This window comes from Pseudomonas sp. NUPR-001, from assembly GCF_052147955.1.
Classification (GTDB): domain Bacteria; phylum Pseudomonadota; class Gammaproteobacteria; order Pseudomonadales; family Pseudomonadaceae; genus Aquipseudomonas.
In genome coordinates, this window is sequence record NZ_CP197353.1 from 5,922,287 (window position 1) to 5,935,077 (window position 12,791).

12 protein-coding genes and 2 pseudogenes are annotated in these 12,791 nt (G+C 59.4%); 7 read left to right on the forward strand and 7 right to left on the reverse strand.

Translation table 11 applies throughout. The features are described from left to right. Positions 1-5: 5 nt before the first annotated feature. Together ACP6KB_RS27245 and arsJ are read left to right on the forward strand one after the other, a co-directional pair. A complete protein-coding gene (locus tag ACP6KB_RS27245; RefSeq protein ID WP_442110855.1) occupies positions 6-1,010 on the forward strand; it encodes an ArsJ-associated glyceraldehyde-3-phosphate dehydrogenase in 1,005 nt (334 codons plus the stop codon). A 9-nt stretch (positions 1,011-1,019) separates the two neighbouring features. Then, a complete protein-coding gene (gene arsJ, locus ACP6KB_RS27250) occupies positions 1,020-2,252 on the forward strand; it encodes an organoarsenical effux MFS transporter ArsJ (RefSeq protein ID WP_442110857.1) in 1,233 nt (410 codons plus the stop codon). A gap of 24 nt (positions 2,253-2,276) precedes the next feature. On the opposite strand, the gene ACP6KB_RS27255 is transcribed toward arsJ, so the two are convergent. Both ACP6KB_RS27255 and radC read right to left on the reverse strand, forming a co-directional pair. Beyond that, positions 2,277-3,353, reverse strand: coding sequence for an ArsO family NAD(P)H-dependent flavin-containing monooxygenase (locus ACP6KB_RS27255; RefSeq protein ID WP_442110859.1), 1,077 nt, complete (start codon positions 3,351-3,353; stop codon positions 2,277-2,279). A 400-nt stretch (positions 3,354-3,753) separates the two neighbouring features. Then, a pseudogene (gene radC, locus ACP6KB_RS27260) lies at positions 3,754-4,266 on the reverse strand (RadC family protein); the annotation flags it as partial. A gap of 132 nt (positions 4,267-4,398) precedes the next feature. On the opposite strand from radC, the gene coaBC reads away from it, so the two are divergent. From coaBC to argB, 4 genes and pseudogenes are all read left to right on the forward strand, one after another. Further along, complete coding sequence (gene coaBC, locus ACP6KB_RS27265) at positions 4,399-5,607, forward strand: bifunctional phosphopantothenoylcysteine decarboxylase/phosphopantothenate--cysteine ligase CoaBC (RefSeq protein ID WP_442110861.1); 1,209 nt, start codon at positions 4,399-4,401, stop codon at positions 5,605-5,607. A gap of 6 nt (positions 5,608-5,613) precedes the next feature. Further along, entirely contained in the window at positions 5,614-6,069 is a 456-nt protein-coding gene (dut, locus tag ACP6KB_RS27270) for a dUTP diphosphatase (protein ID WP_442110863.1), read from the forward strand. Positions 6,070-6,205: 136 nt separating this feature from the next. Further along, positions 6,206-7,582, forward strand: a pseudogene (locus ACP6KB_RS27275) (phosphomannomutase/phosphoglucomutase); the annotation flags it as partial. A gap of 29 nt (positions 7,583-7,611) precedes the next feature. Next, positions 7,612-8,517, forward strand: a complete 906-nt coding sequence (gene argB, locus ACP6KB_RS27280; RefSeq protein WP_442110865.1) for an acetylglutamate kinase — start codon at positions 7,612-7,614, stop codon at positions 8,515-8,517. A 110-nt stretch (positions 8,518-8,627) separates the two neighbouring features. Here argB and pyrE read toward each other — a convergent pair whose 3' ends face one another. Further along, on the reverse strand, positions 8,628-9,269 hold the full coding sequence (gene pyrE / locus ACP6KB_RS27285) for an orotate phosphoribosyltransferase (protein ID WP_442110867.1): 642 nt from the start codon (positions 9,267-9,269) through the stop codon (positions 8,628-8,630). An 80-nt stretch (positions 9,270-9,349) separates the two neighbouring features. Between pyrE and ACP6KB_RS27290 the strand changes: the two genes are divergently transcribed. Continuing rightward, the gene (locus ACP6KB_RS27290; RefSeq protein ID WP_028942456.1) at positions 9,350-10,129 is read left to right on the forward strand and encodes an exodeoxyribonuclease III; all 780 of its coding nucleotides are present in this window, start codon (positions 9,350-9,352) and stop codon (positions 10,127-10,129) included. A gap of 168 nt (positions 10,130-10,297) precedes the next feature. Here the strand turns inward: ACP6KB_RS27290 and ACP6KB_RS27295 are convergent, their stop codons facing one another. The 4 genes from ACP6KB_RS27295 to rph all read right to left on the reverse strand — a co-directional run bounded on the left by ACP6KB_RS27295 (position 10,298) and on the right by rph (position 12,692). Continuing rightward, positions 10,298-11,134 (reverse strand): IS3 family transposase, encoded by an 837-nt coding sequence (locus ACP6KB_RS27295; RefSeq protein WP_442107850.1) that lies wholly within the window; start codon positions 11,132-11,134, stop codon positions 10,298-10,300. Beyond that, positions 11,131-11,433 carry a transposase gene (locus ACP6KB_RS27300; protein WP_442107852.1) on the reverse strand — a complete coding sequence of 101 codons (303 nt, stop codon included), beginning with the start codon at positions 11,431-11,433 and terminating at the stop codon, positions 11,131-11,133. Before ACP6KB_RS27300 ends, ACP6KB_RS27295 begins: the two co-directional genes overlap by 4 nt. Before the next feature lie 143 nt (positions 11,434-11,576). Next, positions 11,577-11,945 carry a DUF4870 domain-containing protein gene (locus tag ACP6KB_RS27305; protein WP_442110870.1) on the reverse strand — a complete coding sequence of 123 codons (369 nt, stop codon included), beginning with the start codon at positions 11,943-11,945 and terminating at the stop codon, positions 11,577-11,579. Positions 11,946-11,969: 24 nt separating this feature from the next. Next, complete coding sequence (gene rph, locus ACP6KB_RS27310; protein WP_133213791.1) at positions 11,970-12,692, reverse strand: ribonuclease PH; 723 nt, start codon at positions 12,690-12,692, stop codon at positions 11,970-11,972. Positions 12,693-12,791: the final 99 nt, after the last annotated feature.

Here is a 12,791-nt window from a genome sequence, read left to right on the forward strand (position 1 = left end):
AGAACATGGCAATCAAAGTAGGCATCAATGGGTTTGGACGTATCGGTCGCTTGGCGATGCGCGCGTCCTGGGACTGGCCGGAATTCGAATTCGTACAGATCAATGACCCGGCCGGGGACGCTGAGACCCACGCCCACCTGATCAACTTCGACTCGATCCACGGACGCTGGCACCGCGAAGCAGGTGCAGAAGGCGACTCGGTGGTGATCGATGGCAAACGCATCAAGGTCACAGCGAACAAGACCATCGCCGACACCGACTGGTCGGGCTGCGACCTAGTCATCGAGGCCAGCGGCAAGATGAAGTCGGTAGCCGTGCTCCAGGCCTACCTGGATCAGGGCGTCAAACGCGTGGTGGTCTGTGCCCCGGTGAAGGAAAAAGGCGCGCTGAACGTGGTGATGGGCGTAAACCAGCACCTGTTCGACCCGGCTCAGCACCGCATTGTCACCGCCGCTTCGTGCACCACCAACTGCCTGGCTCCTGTAGTCAAAGTGATACACGAGAACCTGGGCATCCGCCACGGCTCGATCACCACCATCCACGACCTGACCAACACCCAGAGCATCCTCGATACACCGCATAAGGACCTGCGCCGCGCCCGTGCCTCAGGCATGAGCCTGATCCCGACCACCACCGGTTCGGCTACAGCGATCGCCGAGATCTTCCCCGAACTGCGCGGCAAGCTGAATGGTCACGCCGTGCGTGTACCGCTGGCCAACGCCTCGCTGACTGATTGCGTGTTCGAAGTGGAACGTGAGACGACGGCTGAAGAGGTCAACGCGCTGCTGAACGCGGCTGCCGAAGGGCCGCTGAAAGACATCCTGGGCTACGAAGAACGCCCTCTGGTGTCCATCGACTACCGCACCGATCCGCGGTCCTCGATCATCGATGCACTGTCGACTCTGGTGGTCAACGGCACCCAGGTGAAGATCTACGCCTGGTACGACAACGAGTGGGGCTACGCCAACCGTGCGGTTGAACTGGCACGCCTGGTCGGCGCAGCGGAGTAAACGGCGATCATGAAGGCGTTGTCAGCCCTGTCTGCGGAAGTGCGTCAGTACCTGCTAGTTACCGGCAACTACTGGGCCTTCACCCTAACCGACGGCGCATTGCGCATGTTGGTGGTACTGCACTTCCATTCGCTGGGCTACACGCCGCTGCAGATCGCGGCGCTGTTCCTGTTCTACGAAGTGTTCGGAGTGATAACCAACCTCGTGGGCGGCTACCTCGGCGCCCGCCTGGGGCTCAACCGCACCATGAACATCGGCCTTGGCATGCAAGTCATCGCGCTGCTGATGCTCACGGTACCAGCAGCCTCGCTGACAGTGCCGTGGGTGATGGCCGCCCAAGCGATGTCCGGTATCGCCAAGGACTTGAACAAGATGAGCGCCAAGAGCTCCATCAAGCTCCTGGTACCGGACAGCCAGCAAGGCACCCTCTACAAGTGGGTGGCCATACTGACGGGCTCGAAAAACGCGCTTAAAGGCGTGGGCTTCTTCCTCGGGGGAGCACTGCTTGCGCTGCTCGGTTTCACCCTGGCGGTGCTGGCCATGGCAACAGTACTGGCTCTGATCTGGATCGGCAGTTTGATCCTGCTGAAAAAGGACTTGGGAAAAGCCAAGGCCAAACCGAAGTTTCGCGACATGCTGTCCAAGAGCCGGGCGATCAACATCCTCTCGGCCGCACGACTGTTTCTCTTTGGCGCTCGCGACGTCTGGTTTGTCGTCGCGCTGCCGGTCTACCTGAGCACCGCATTCGGCTGGGACTTCTGGCTGGTCGGTGGCTTTCTTGCTACCTGGATCATCGGCTACGGCATCGTGCAATCTTTTGCCCCCAGCTTCACTGGCAAGAAGCGTGGCCATGTGCCGGACGGCCGGGCAGCCTTTACCTGGGCCATCGCGCTGGCAGGACTGCCCGCACTCATTGCTCTGGGGTTGACTGCAGACTGGTCGGCTCAGGTGGTATTGCTTGGTGGGCTGATGCTGTTCGGCGTGCTGTTCGCCGTGAATTCATCGCTGCATAGCTACCTGATCGTCAGCTATGCCAAGGAAGACGGGGTCTCACTAGACGTGGGCTTCTACTACATGTCCAACGCTCTGGGACGACTGCTCGGCACCCTGCTTTCCGGCTGGGTGTTCCAAGCTTATGGCCTGGAAGCCTGCTTGTGGGTATCGAGCGCTTTTGTACTGGCTGCCGCCCTCATCTCAATCGCCTTGCCCAGGCACGGCGACACTACACAGCAGCCAAGCTGACCAGCGACCATCAGGCGGGGGCTCTCATGCCTCCGCCTTTACCAGTAATTGTTCGATTTCAGCGATAGTGCTGCGGGCTGTACGGGTAACCCCGATCAAAGTCGCTGACGCCGATCCCGTCCATTCCCCATAGCCCACCAGCCATAGCCTCGGTTCGTTCACAGCGCGAGTCCCCTCGACCGCCACTCGCCCGTCCTCGGTAACCACCCCAAGGCTGGCCAGGTGCCCTAAAGCCGGTTTGAATCCGGTGCACCAGATCACCGAATCGACTGCTGACTCCGAACCATCGGTCCAGACCACACCATCAGGTGTGAAGCGCACGAAAGGGCGCACAGCGTGGAGTACGTCCCGTTCACGTGCTTCGACCACAGGCGGCACCATCACGACATCACCCAACCCACCTACAGGTTGATCAATAACACGCCCCTCCATCTGGGCTTTCCAGCGCTCCGTGGCCCTCTCGAACAGCACACGACCATCCACATCGTCAGGCAGGAAAAGCGGATCGGTTGGTGTTACCCAGGTCGCGTCTGCCACTTTGGAAACTTCCGCTAGAATCTGTGCCCCAGAGTTTCCGCCACCGACAACCAGCACACGCTTTCCCGAGAAGGCCTGTGGTTCAACATAGTGGGCGGAATGCAGCTGTTGGCCAAGGAATAACTCGGCACCAGGGTATGCGGGAATATTGGGATTGCTCCAGGTTCCCGTGGCACTGACAACGGCTTTGGCATCCCAATGCCCCTGCTCCGAGCGCACACGTAACGCGCCGGCGACGCGTTCGACGGAGGTGACTTGCACCGGCCGCTCGATGGGGAACTGATAGCGCGCTTCATACTGCGTCAGGTAATCAATGACATGCGCGCGAGTGGGATAGCCATCCTGCACCGGTGGCATCATCCAGCCGGGAATGGAGCTCCAGGTAGCCGGGGAGAACAATCGCAAGGAGTTCCAGCCGTGACGCCAAGCCCCACCGGGGCCCTTCTCGGCGTCGAGAATAATGAACGAGAGCCGAGTGCGGCGTAAGAAATACGCCGTAGCCAGGGCAGCTTGACCACCGCCGATAATGACCACATCCCACAAGTGCTCTTCATGAGCTTTCATCCGGACGCTCCTACGAACCAGTGATGGAGGTATCTTTTCAGATAGGGAGCTTTACTTCTAACACCCTTAACGCTTCAAGTTGGATGGTGGGTTTTACCCCGATCAGCCAGACGCTGATAAAAATCGTACTTCCCACAAAGGCGAGCACAATGAAGAAATCGAAGAGAGCCCTCTTTGCCCCTTGTTAGCCTATTTTTTCATAAACCACTGCGATTTATAGTGAGAAAATAGGTTAGCACGGCGGCGCGCTGGAGGATTTTTAGTGACCCACGATGATTCCTGTACCGCGACAGATGCAACATCTCTGGATGAAACACCTAGTCAAAGATAATGCTTACAAAATAGCTCTAACTCAGTACCTAGAAGCTCACGCAACATTTTGTTTGACACCATAACCGCGGAGGATCAGCGCTGCTGCATTGTGTGCCAGCGCTCGCTTTATCACTTGTCGTGGGTAAACACTGGCACCATCGATGGTGCCGCGAAACAGCGCCTCGAAACCGAGCAGTCGGTGCTTGGTATCGAGAAACATGCACGCGAACACTTCGTGAGGCTCATGGCGCAACTGGGCCTTGAGAAAGTCTCTGACTGCCTGCGGACTCTGCAGCGCGGAGTCGCGACGCAGCCGGCCCGCCAAATGGCGACGGGACATTTCCATCACGGCCTGTAACTGGGCGAATTTGGCAGGCCCCAGGCCAAACTCCTGATTGAAGCGCTTGGCATCAGCCTGCAACAATCCCCGTAAACCTCCGAATTGCCCAAGTAGATGCCGAGCCAGATCAACAGCGCTGTAACCCCGCACGCCGGTGCGTAGAAATATGGCCAGCAGCTCAGCATCCGAGAGACTGGCTACCCCTTGCTCCAACAACTTTTCCCTTGGCCGCTCCGCCGAAGGCCAATCCCTGATACTCATCCGCACCTCCCTGTCTATCGGTACTGCTCCTGTGTTTCAGCCCTGTGCTACATTACCCGCTCATTTTTACGCGACGATTCGGCCTGGGGAGGCGTCGTCGCCGCGTGCAATCACTGAGCAAAAGGCAAGCCTATGCAGCGGCTGTATCGTAAGCGCATCGTTCTCGGCGTCGGCGGCGGCATCGCCGCCTACAAGAGTGCCGAACTGGTTCGCCGACTCCTGGAACACGGTGCGCAGGTGCGTGTCGTCATGACCCGCGGCGGCGCGGAATTCATCACTCCGCTCACCCTGCAAGCACTGTCCGGTCACCCGGTGCACATGGACCTATTGGACCCTGCTGCCGAAGCGGCGATGGGCCATATCGAACTGGCCAAATGGGCCGATCTGGTGCTGATTGCGCCAGCCACCGCCGATTTGCTGGCGCGCATGGCGCAAGGCGTGGCTGATGATCTGCTGACCACGCTGGTGCTCGCTACCGACGCCACCGTAGCCGTCGCGCCAGCGATGAACCAGGCCATGTGGCGCGATCCGGCCACCCAGGCCAACCTTGAATTGCTGCAAAGCCGTGGCATTCAGGTGTTCGGCCCGGCCTCCGGCAGCCAGGCCTGTGGCGATGTCGGCCTGGGCCGCATGCTCGAAGCCACTGACCTGGCCTGGTGCGCGGCAGAAACCTTCAAGCGCGAGTCGCTGACCGGTAAACACATTGTCATCACTGCCGGCCCGACCCAGGAAAACATCGACCCGGTGCGCTACATCACCAACCACAGCTCCGGGAAAATGGGCTTTGCCCTGGCCGAAGCGGCGGTAGAAGCCGGTGCCAAAGTGACCCTGATCAGTGGCCCGGTGCACCTGCCAACGCCTGACCGGGTTACCCGTATCGACGTGGTCAGCGCCCGCGACATGCTGGCAGCCTGCGAAGCGGCAATGCCTTGTGATGTGTTCATCGCCTCGGCGGCAGTCGCAGACTACCGCCCAGAAGTGGTTGCACCACAAAAACTCAAGAAAGACCCTACGACAGGTGACGGCCTGCTGCTGCAGATGGTCCGCAACCCGGACATTCTCGCCAGTATCTCCACCCGTCCCGACCGCCCGTTCAGCGTCGGCTTCGCCGCCGAGACCGAACACCTGCTCGACTACGCTGCGCGCAAGCTCAAGGACAAAAACCTCGACCTGATCGTCGCCAATGATGTGGCCAACCCCAGCATCGGCTTCAACAGCGAGGAAAACGCCTGCAGCGTCATCGATCGCGAGCTACACGCAACACTCTTCGCACAGACCAGCAAGGGCAAGATCGCCCGTCAGCTGGTTGCTTTTATCGCCGAACGTCTCAACCAGGTTTAACTCTGCATGCACGCTCTACAAGCCAAGATTCTTGATCCACGCATCGGCAACGAATTCCCGCTGCCTCAGTACGCTACCCCGGGCTCGGCCGGTCTCGACCTGCGCGCCATGCTCAAAGAAGACACCGTTCTGGAACCTGGCCAGACCCTGCTGATCCCTACCGGCCTGTCCGTCTACATCGGCGACCCTGGCCTGGCCGCGCTGATCCTGCCGCGCTCGGGCCTGGGCCACAAGCACGGCATCGTGCTGGGCAACCTGGTCGGCCTGATCGATTCCGACTACCAGGGCGAGCTGATGGTTTCCTGCTGGAACCGTGGCCAGACCCCTTTCACCATCGCCATTGGCGAACGCATTGCACAGCTGGTTCTGGTACCTGTGGTGCAGGCGCATTTCGACATCGTCGAAGCATTCGATGAGAGCCAGCGTGGCGCTGGTGGCTTTGGACATTCCGGCAGCAAGTGATCCACCCGCTGCCCACTGTGCGCCAAGGATGGCGAACTCTCTGGCGAAATGACCGTCAAAGCGTTCAGTTCAAGCCTGCCCTGCACGCCCTCGATAATGGAGCCCCCCAGAGATGAACGACATGGCACACCTGGTACCTGCACTCCCAGCAAGCATTTTCCGTGCTTACGACATCCGTGGCGTTGTCGGTGACACCCTGACTGCCGAAACCGCCTACTGGATCGGCCGCGCCATTGGTGCGCAAACCCTGGCCCAGGGCGAACCGAACATTTCCGTCGGCCGTGACGGCCGCCTGTCTGGCCCGATGCTGGTTGAGCAATTGATCAAGGGCCTGGCTGAAGCCGGCTGCCAGGTCAGCGATGTCGGCCTGGTGCCGACCCCTGCCCTGTACTACGCCGCCAACGTGCTGGCTGGCAAATCCGGTGTGATGCTCACCGGCAGCCACAACCCGCCGAACTACAACGGTTTCAAAATCGTCATTGCTGGCGACACGCTGGCCAACGAGCAAATCCAGGCCCTGCTGATCCGCCTGCAAACCAACGACTTGAGCCGCGGCGAAGGCAGCGTCGAGAAAGTCGAAATCCTTGATCGCTATTTCCAGCAGATCACCGCTGACATCAAGCTGGCGAAAAAACTCAAGGTCGTCGTTGACTGCGGTAACGGTGCAGCCGGTGTGATCGCACCGCAGCTGATCGAAGCACTTGGCTGCGAAATGATCCCGTTGTTCTGCGATGTTGATGGCAACTTCCCTAATCACCACCCAGATCCGGGCAAGCCCGAGAACCTGGTTGACCTGATTGCCAAGGTCAAGGAAACCGGGGCTGACCTGGGCCTGGCCTTCGATGGCGATGGCGACCGCGTCGGTGTGGTCACCAACACCGGCACCATCGTTTATCCCGATCGCCTGCTGATGCTGTTCGCCAAAGACGTCATCGAGCGCAACCCGGGCGCAGAAATCATCTTCGACGTTAAATGCACACGCCGCCTGACGCCGCTGATCGAGCAGTACGGTGGTCGCGCACTAATGTGGAAGACCGGTCACTCGTTGATCAAAAAGAAGATGAAACAAACCGGCGCGCTGCTGGCCGGTGAGATGAGCGGACACATCTTCATCAAGGAACGTTGGTATGGTTTCGACGACGGCATTTACAGTGCCGCCCGCCTGCTGGAGATCCTCAGCAAGGCCGATACCGATGCCGAACAGCTGTTCGCGGCGTTCCCAAATGATATTTCCACGCCGGAAATCAATATTGATGTGACCGACGACGGTAAATTCAGCATCATTGATGCACTGCAACGCGAAGCCGACTGGGGCCAAGATGCCAACCTGACCACCATTGACGGTGTGCGGGTCGATTATCCCCACGGCTGGGGCCTGGTTCGCGCCTCCAACACCACACCGGTGCTGGTGTTACGCTTCGAGGCCGACAACGACGCCGAACTGCAGCGTATCCAGGAAGTCTTCCGCGCCCAGTTGAAGCGCGTTGCTCCTGATCTGCAACCCAAGTTCTGACTGACTATCTGTTCCAACTGGAGCCCTGCATGACCCTCGATCGCGATGCCGCCACCCATGTCGCCAAGGTTTTGTCCGAAGCGCTGCCTTACATCCGCCGCTTTGTCGGCAAGACCCTGGTGATCAAATACGGCGGCAACGCGATGGAGAGCGAAGAGCTCAAAACCGGCTTTGCCCGCGATGTCGTGCTGATGAAAGCGGTCGGCATCAACCCGGTGGTCGTGCATGGCGGTGGCCCGCAGATCGGTGACCTGCTCAAGCGTCTGTCGATCGAAAGCCACTTCATCGATGGCATGCGCGTCACCGACGCACAGACCATGGACGTGGTCGAGATGGTCCTGGGCGGCCAGGTGAACAAGGACATCGTCAACCTGATCAACAGCCATGGCGGCAGCGCCATCGGCCTGACCGGTAAAGACGCCCAGCTGATCCGTGCGAAAAAGCTCACCGTCACCCGCCAGACCCCAGAGATGACCACCCCGGAAATCATCGATATCGGTCATGTGGGTGAGGTCACCAGCGTGAACACCGACCTGCTCAATATGCTGGTCAAAGGCGACTTCATTCCGGTTATCGCGCCGATCGGCGTGGGTGCCAACGGTGAGTCGTACAACATCAACGCCGACCTGGTGGCTGGCAAGGTGGCCGAAGCGCTGAAAGCTGAGAAGCTGATGCTGTTGACCAACATCGCTGGCCTGATGGACAAGCAAGGCACCGTGCTGACCGGCCTGACCACCGAGCAGGTCAACGAGCTGATCGCTGACGGCACCATCTACGGCGGCATGCTGCCGAAGATCCGCTGCGCACTGGAAGCAGTGCAAGGCGGCGTCAACAGTTCGCACATCATCGACGGCCGTGTTCCGAATGCGGTGCTGCTGGAAATCTTCACCGACAGTGGTGTGGGTACCCTGATTACCAACAGCAAGCCGCGTTAAGGCGTCATTCATCGCGGGGCAAGCCCGCTCCCACAGTCCAGGTGGGAGCGGGCTTGCCCCGCGATCAACAAATAAAAAGGCGACCTATTAGGGTCGCCTTTTTATTTGCCTCAGACCCCGTACTGGGCCCGATACGCCTCGACGGCCGGCAAGTGCTGCTTGAGCGCCGGATCATCCGCGAGGAATTCCAGCACCTGCGTCAACGAAACGATGCTGACCACCGGAATACCGAAGTCGCGCTCCACTTCCTGGATCGCCGACAGCTCGCCGTTACCGCGCTCCTGGCGGTTCAGCGCGATCAGAACGCCTGCAGCCTTGGCCTGCTGACCCTGGATAATCTGCATGACTTCACGAATCGCGGTGCCGGCAGTGATCACGTCGTCGATGATCAGCACGTCGCCGACCAATGGCGCGCCAACCAGGCTGCCACCTTCGCCGTGCGCTTTGGCTTCTTTACGGTTGAAGCACCATGGCAAATCAAGGTTATGCTGTTCCGCCAGCGCCACAGCCGTGGCTGCTGCCAGGGGAATACCCTTGTAGGCTGGGCCGAACAGCACATCGAACGAAATCTTGCTGTCGACGATCGCCGCCGCATAGAAACGCCCGAGCTGAGCCAGGGCCGAGCCACTGTTGAACAGGCCGGCATTGAAGAAATACGGGCTGGTGCGCCCGGATTTGAGAGTGAATTCACCGAAGCGCAGAACCCCGCGGTCGATGGCAAAACGAATGAAGTCGCGCTGATACGGCTGCATGAAGAGTCCCGGATACCACGGATTTAGCTAAATGAGTACAGCTCGGGTATCATACACGCACGAGATTTTTGGGGCCATTTATGCGGATCATCAGTGTGAACGTTAATGGCATTCAGGCTGCCGTTGAGCGTGGTTTGCTCAGCTGGCTACAAGCCCAGAATGCTGACGTCATCTGCCTTCAGGATACCCGCGCCTCGGCCTTTGAACTCGACGACCCAGCTTTCCAGCTTGATGGCTACTTCCTTTATGCCTGCGACGCAGAAGTTCCCGCCCAAGGCGGCGTGGCGCTTTATTCGCGGTTGCAGCCCAAGGCAGTCATCAGCGGCCTGGGCTTCGAGACAGCCGACCGCTACGGACGTTACCTGCAGGCCGATTTCGACAAGGTAAGCATCGCAACGCTGCTGCTGCCTTCGGGAATGAACGGCGATGAAGACTTGAACCAGAAGTTCAAGTTGATGGACGACTTCGCCAAGTACCTGGACAAACAGCGGCGCAAGCGTCGTGAATACATCTATTGCGGCTCGTTGTACGTGGCGCAGCAGAAGCTCGACGTCAAAAACTGGCGCGACGGCCAGCAGTCGCCGGGCTTCCTGGCGCCTGAACGGGCCTGGATGGACACCGTTGTCGGTGACATGGGCTATGTCGACGCCCTGCGTGAAGTCAGCCGTGAAGGCGACCAGTACAGCTGGTGGCCAGACAACGAGCAGGCCGAGATGCTCAACCTGGGCTGGCGTTTCGACTACCAGCTGCTGACCCCTGGCTTGCGCCGCTTCGTGCGTAGCGCTCGCCTGCCGCGTCAGCCACGCTTCTCCCAGCACGCGCCACTGATCGTGGACTACGACTGGACGCTGACGATCTGATTCGTTCAGGCACAAAAAAACCGACATCACGTCGGTTTTTTTGTGCCTGAAACTTCTGTGGGAGCGGGCTTGCCCCGCGAAGCAGGCACTGCGGTGAATGGCACCGGCTTCGCCCGTGTTCGCGGGGCAAGCTGAACTGGTCAAGTAATCCTGGACACCCGTTAAGGTTTACGCCGCCAGCTTCTCTGCCTCGACCGGCGACCGGTATCCGTTGTAGCTGTGAGGCCTAGTGGTGTTGTAGCGGGTGATAAAGCGCTGCACATCCATTCGGGCCTCATGCTCCGAGTCGTAGCCATCTTCGGGTACCCACTCAGATTTCAGGCTTCCAAAAAACCGCTCCATCGGGGCGTTGTCCCAGCACTCGCCTTTACGGCTCATGCTCTGCCGGTGCCCATGCTCGCGCAGCTCATTTCTGAACTTGTGGCTGGTGTACTGACAGCCTTGGTCAGAGTGAAATAGCACACCCTTGGGGCGTCCGCGCAGCTCGGTTGCCATGCGTAAGGCCGCGCAGGTCAGTTCAGCATCCGAGATCATCGAGAACGACCAGCCGACAATCCGCCGTGCAAACAAGTCCAAGACAGCCGCGAAGTACAGCCAGCGCTTACCAGCCTTGATGTACGTTACATCTCCGCACCAGACCTCATTTGTCGCCCGCACATCGAATTGCCGTTTGAGCTCGTGCGGTGCGGTCAGGGCTTCAACGCCTGAAGATTTGTATTTGTGGCGTCTGCGTTGACGGCTGCTGATCCCAGCTTCTTGCATCAGGCGGCGCGCCTTGAAGCGGCCGACTGGGTGTCCACTGGCTTGCAGCATCTTGGCCAAGGTGCGCGAACCTGCCGCCCCTCTCGACTCACGATGATGTCTGATCAACTGGGCCTTGAGTTTTTCCCGTCCGGGGTAACGCCGGTCCTTACGCTGGCGCCAGCAGTAGAAACTGCTGCGGCTGACCCCAAGCACCCGACAACACTCATTAACGCCGTATTGCTCACCCAGCTCATCGATCAACGCGAGTGATCTTTGGCGTCCAAAAGCAGGAGAGCGCTGGCCTTTTTTAGGATTTCGATATCCCGGTCTTTCTGCTTGAGCAGGGCTTTGAGCCGTTGGATTTCCTGCTGGTCTGCCGTTATTGCCTTGGCACCCACAGGGGTTAAGCCTTGACGCTCCTGGCGCAGTTGATCGACCCAACGACGCAACGCTGTAGGGCCAATGCCTAAACTGGCACAGACCTGTGGAACTGATTGGCCTTCGTCCAGCACCATGCTGGCCGCCTGTAGCTTGAAGTCACTCGAGTAAGAATTACGCATATCCAAACACCTCAGGTTTGGGCGCCATCATAGCGCCCGATTGAGGTGTCCAGGATCATTAGGCCAGTTCAAGCCCGCTCCCACAGGTGGTGCAAGACAGTTGCTCCCACACCGTTGCCCCCACAATTGCATTCAGCGGATCATTATCTGATCAGTCGCAAGGTCAGCGGGTAGCGATAGGCCTGACCATTGTTGGCCTTGACCCCAGCGATGATGGTGAACACCAGCGCGTAGACTACAAGGATGCCGTACAGTACGAAGCCCACCAGCACGTACAACAGTGCATAACAGGCCAGCGAGGCCAGGAACACGGTGAGCTGGAAGTTCAACGCTTCCTTGCCCTGGTCGTCGATGAACGGGTCCAGGTTTTTCTTCCACAGCCACATCACCAACGGCCCCAGCACATGGCCAAACGGCATCAGCAGCCCGGCCAGAGCCGCCAAGTGGCAGAACATCGCCCACTGACGAATCTCGGCATTGGGGGTCGGCAACTGTAACGGCTGCTCGTTCATGTTCCGCTCCTTGCGTTGTCGAGATCAGTCAGCCAGCGATGCCTGCTGCAGCTCGAACAGATCGACCATGCCTTTTTGCGCCAGCGCCAGCATGGCGTTGAGCTCTTCAGGCTGGAACGGCGCGCCTTCGGCAGTACCCTGAACTTCAATGAAGCCGCCTTTGCTGGTCATGACCACATTGAGGTCAGTCTCGGCAGCCGAGTCTTCCAGGTAGTCGAGGTCGAGTACCGCTTCGCCCTGATACATGCCGACCGAAACGGCAGCGATCATGTGCTTGAGCGGGTCACCGCCCTTCAGGCCGCCACGCTTCTTGACCACGCGCAGGGCATCAACCAGGGCCACCATGGCGCCGGTGATCGACGCGGTGCGGGTGCCGCCGTCAGCCTGGATCACGTCGCAGTCGACGTACAGGGTGATGTCGCCAAGTTTGCTCATGTCCAGCGCAGCGCGCAGCGAACGGCCAATCAGGCGCTGGATTTCCAGGGTGCGGCCACCCTGCTTGCCACGCGCTGCTTCACGCTGGTTACGCTCACCGGTGGAGCGCGGCAGCATGCCGTATTCGGCGGTCAGCCAGCCTTGGCCCTGGCCTTTGAGGAAGCGCGGCACGCCGTTCTCGACGCTGACAGTGCAGACGACTTTAGTGTCACCGAACTCGACCAGTACTGATCCCTCGGCGTGTTTGGTGTAGTTGCGGGTGATGCGGATCGAGCGAAGCTGATCGGCAGCGCGACCACTTGGACGTTTCATTTGGGATACCTGTACTGGGTTTGAATCTGCCCAGCATTATAGAGCGCAGCGGGCGTTGAGGACATGCCTATTGTCGCAGCCTCTAGAATGGAGATCCCA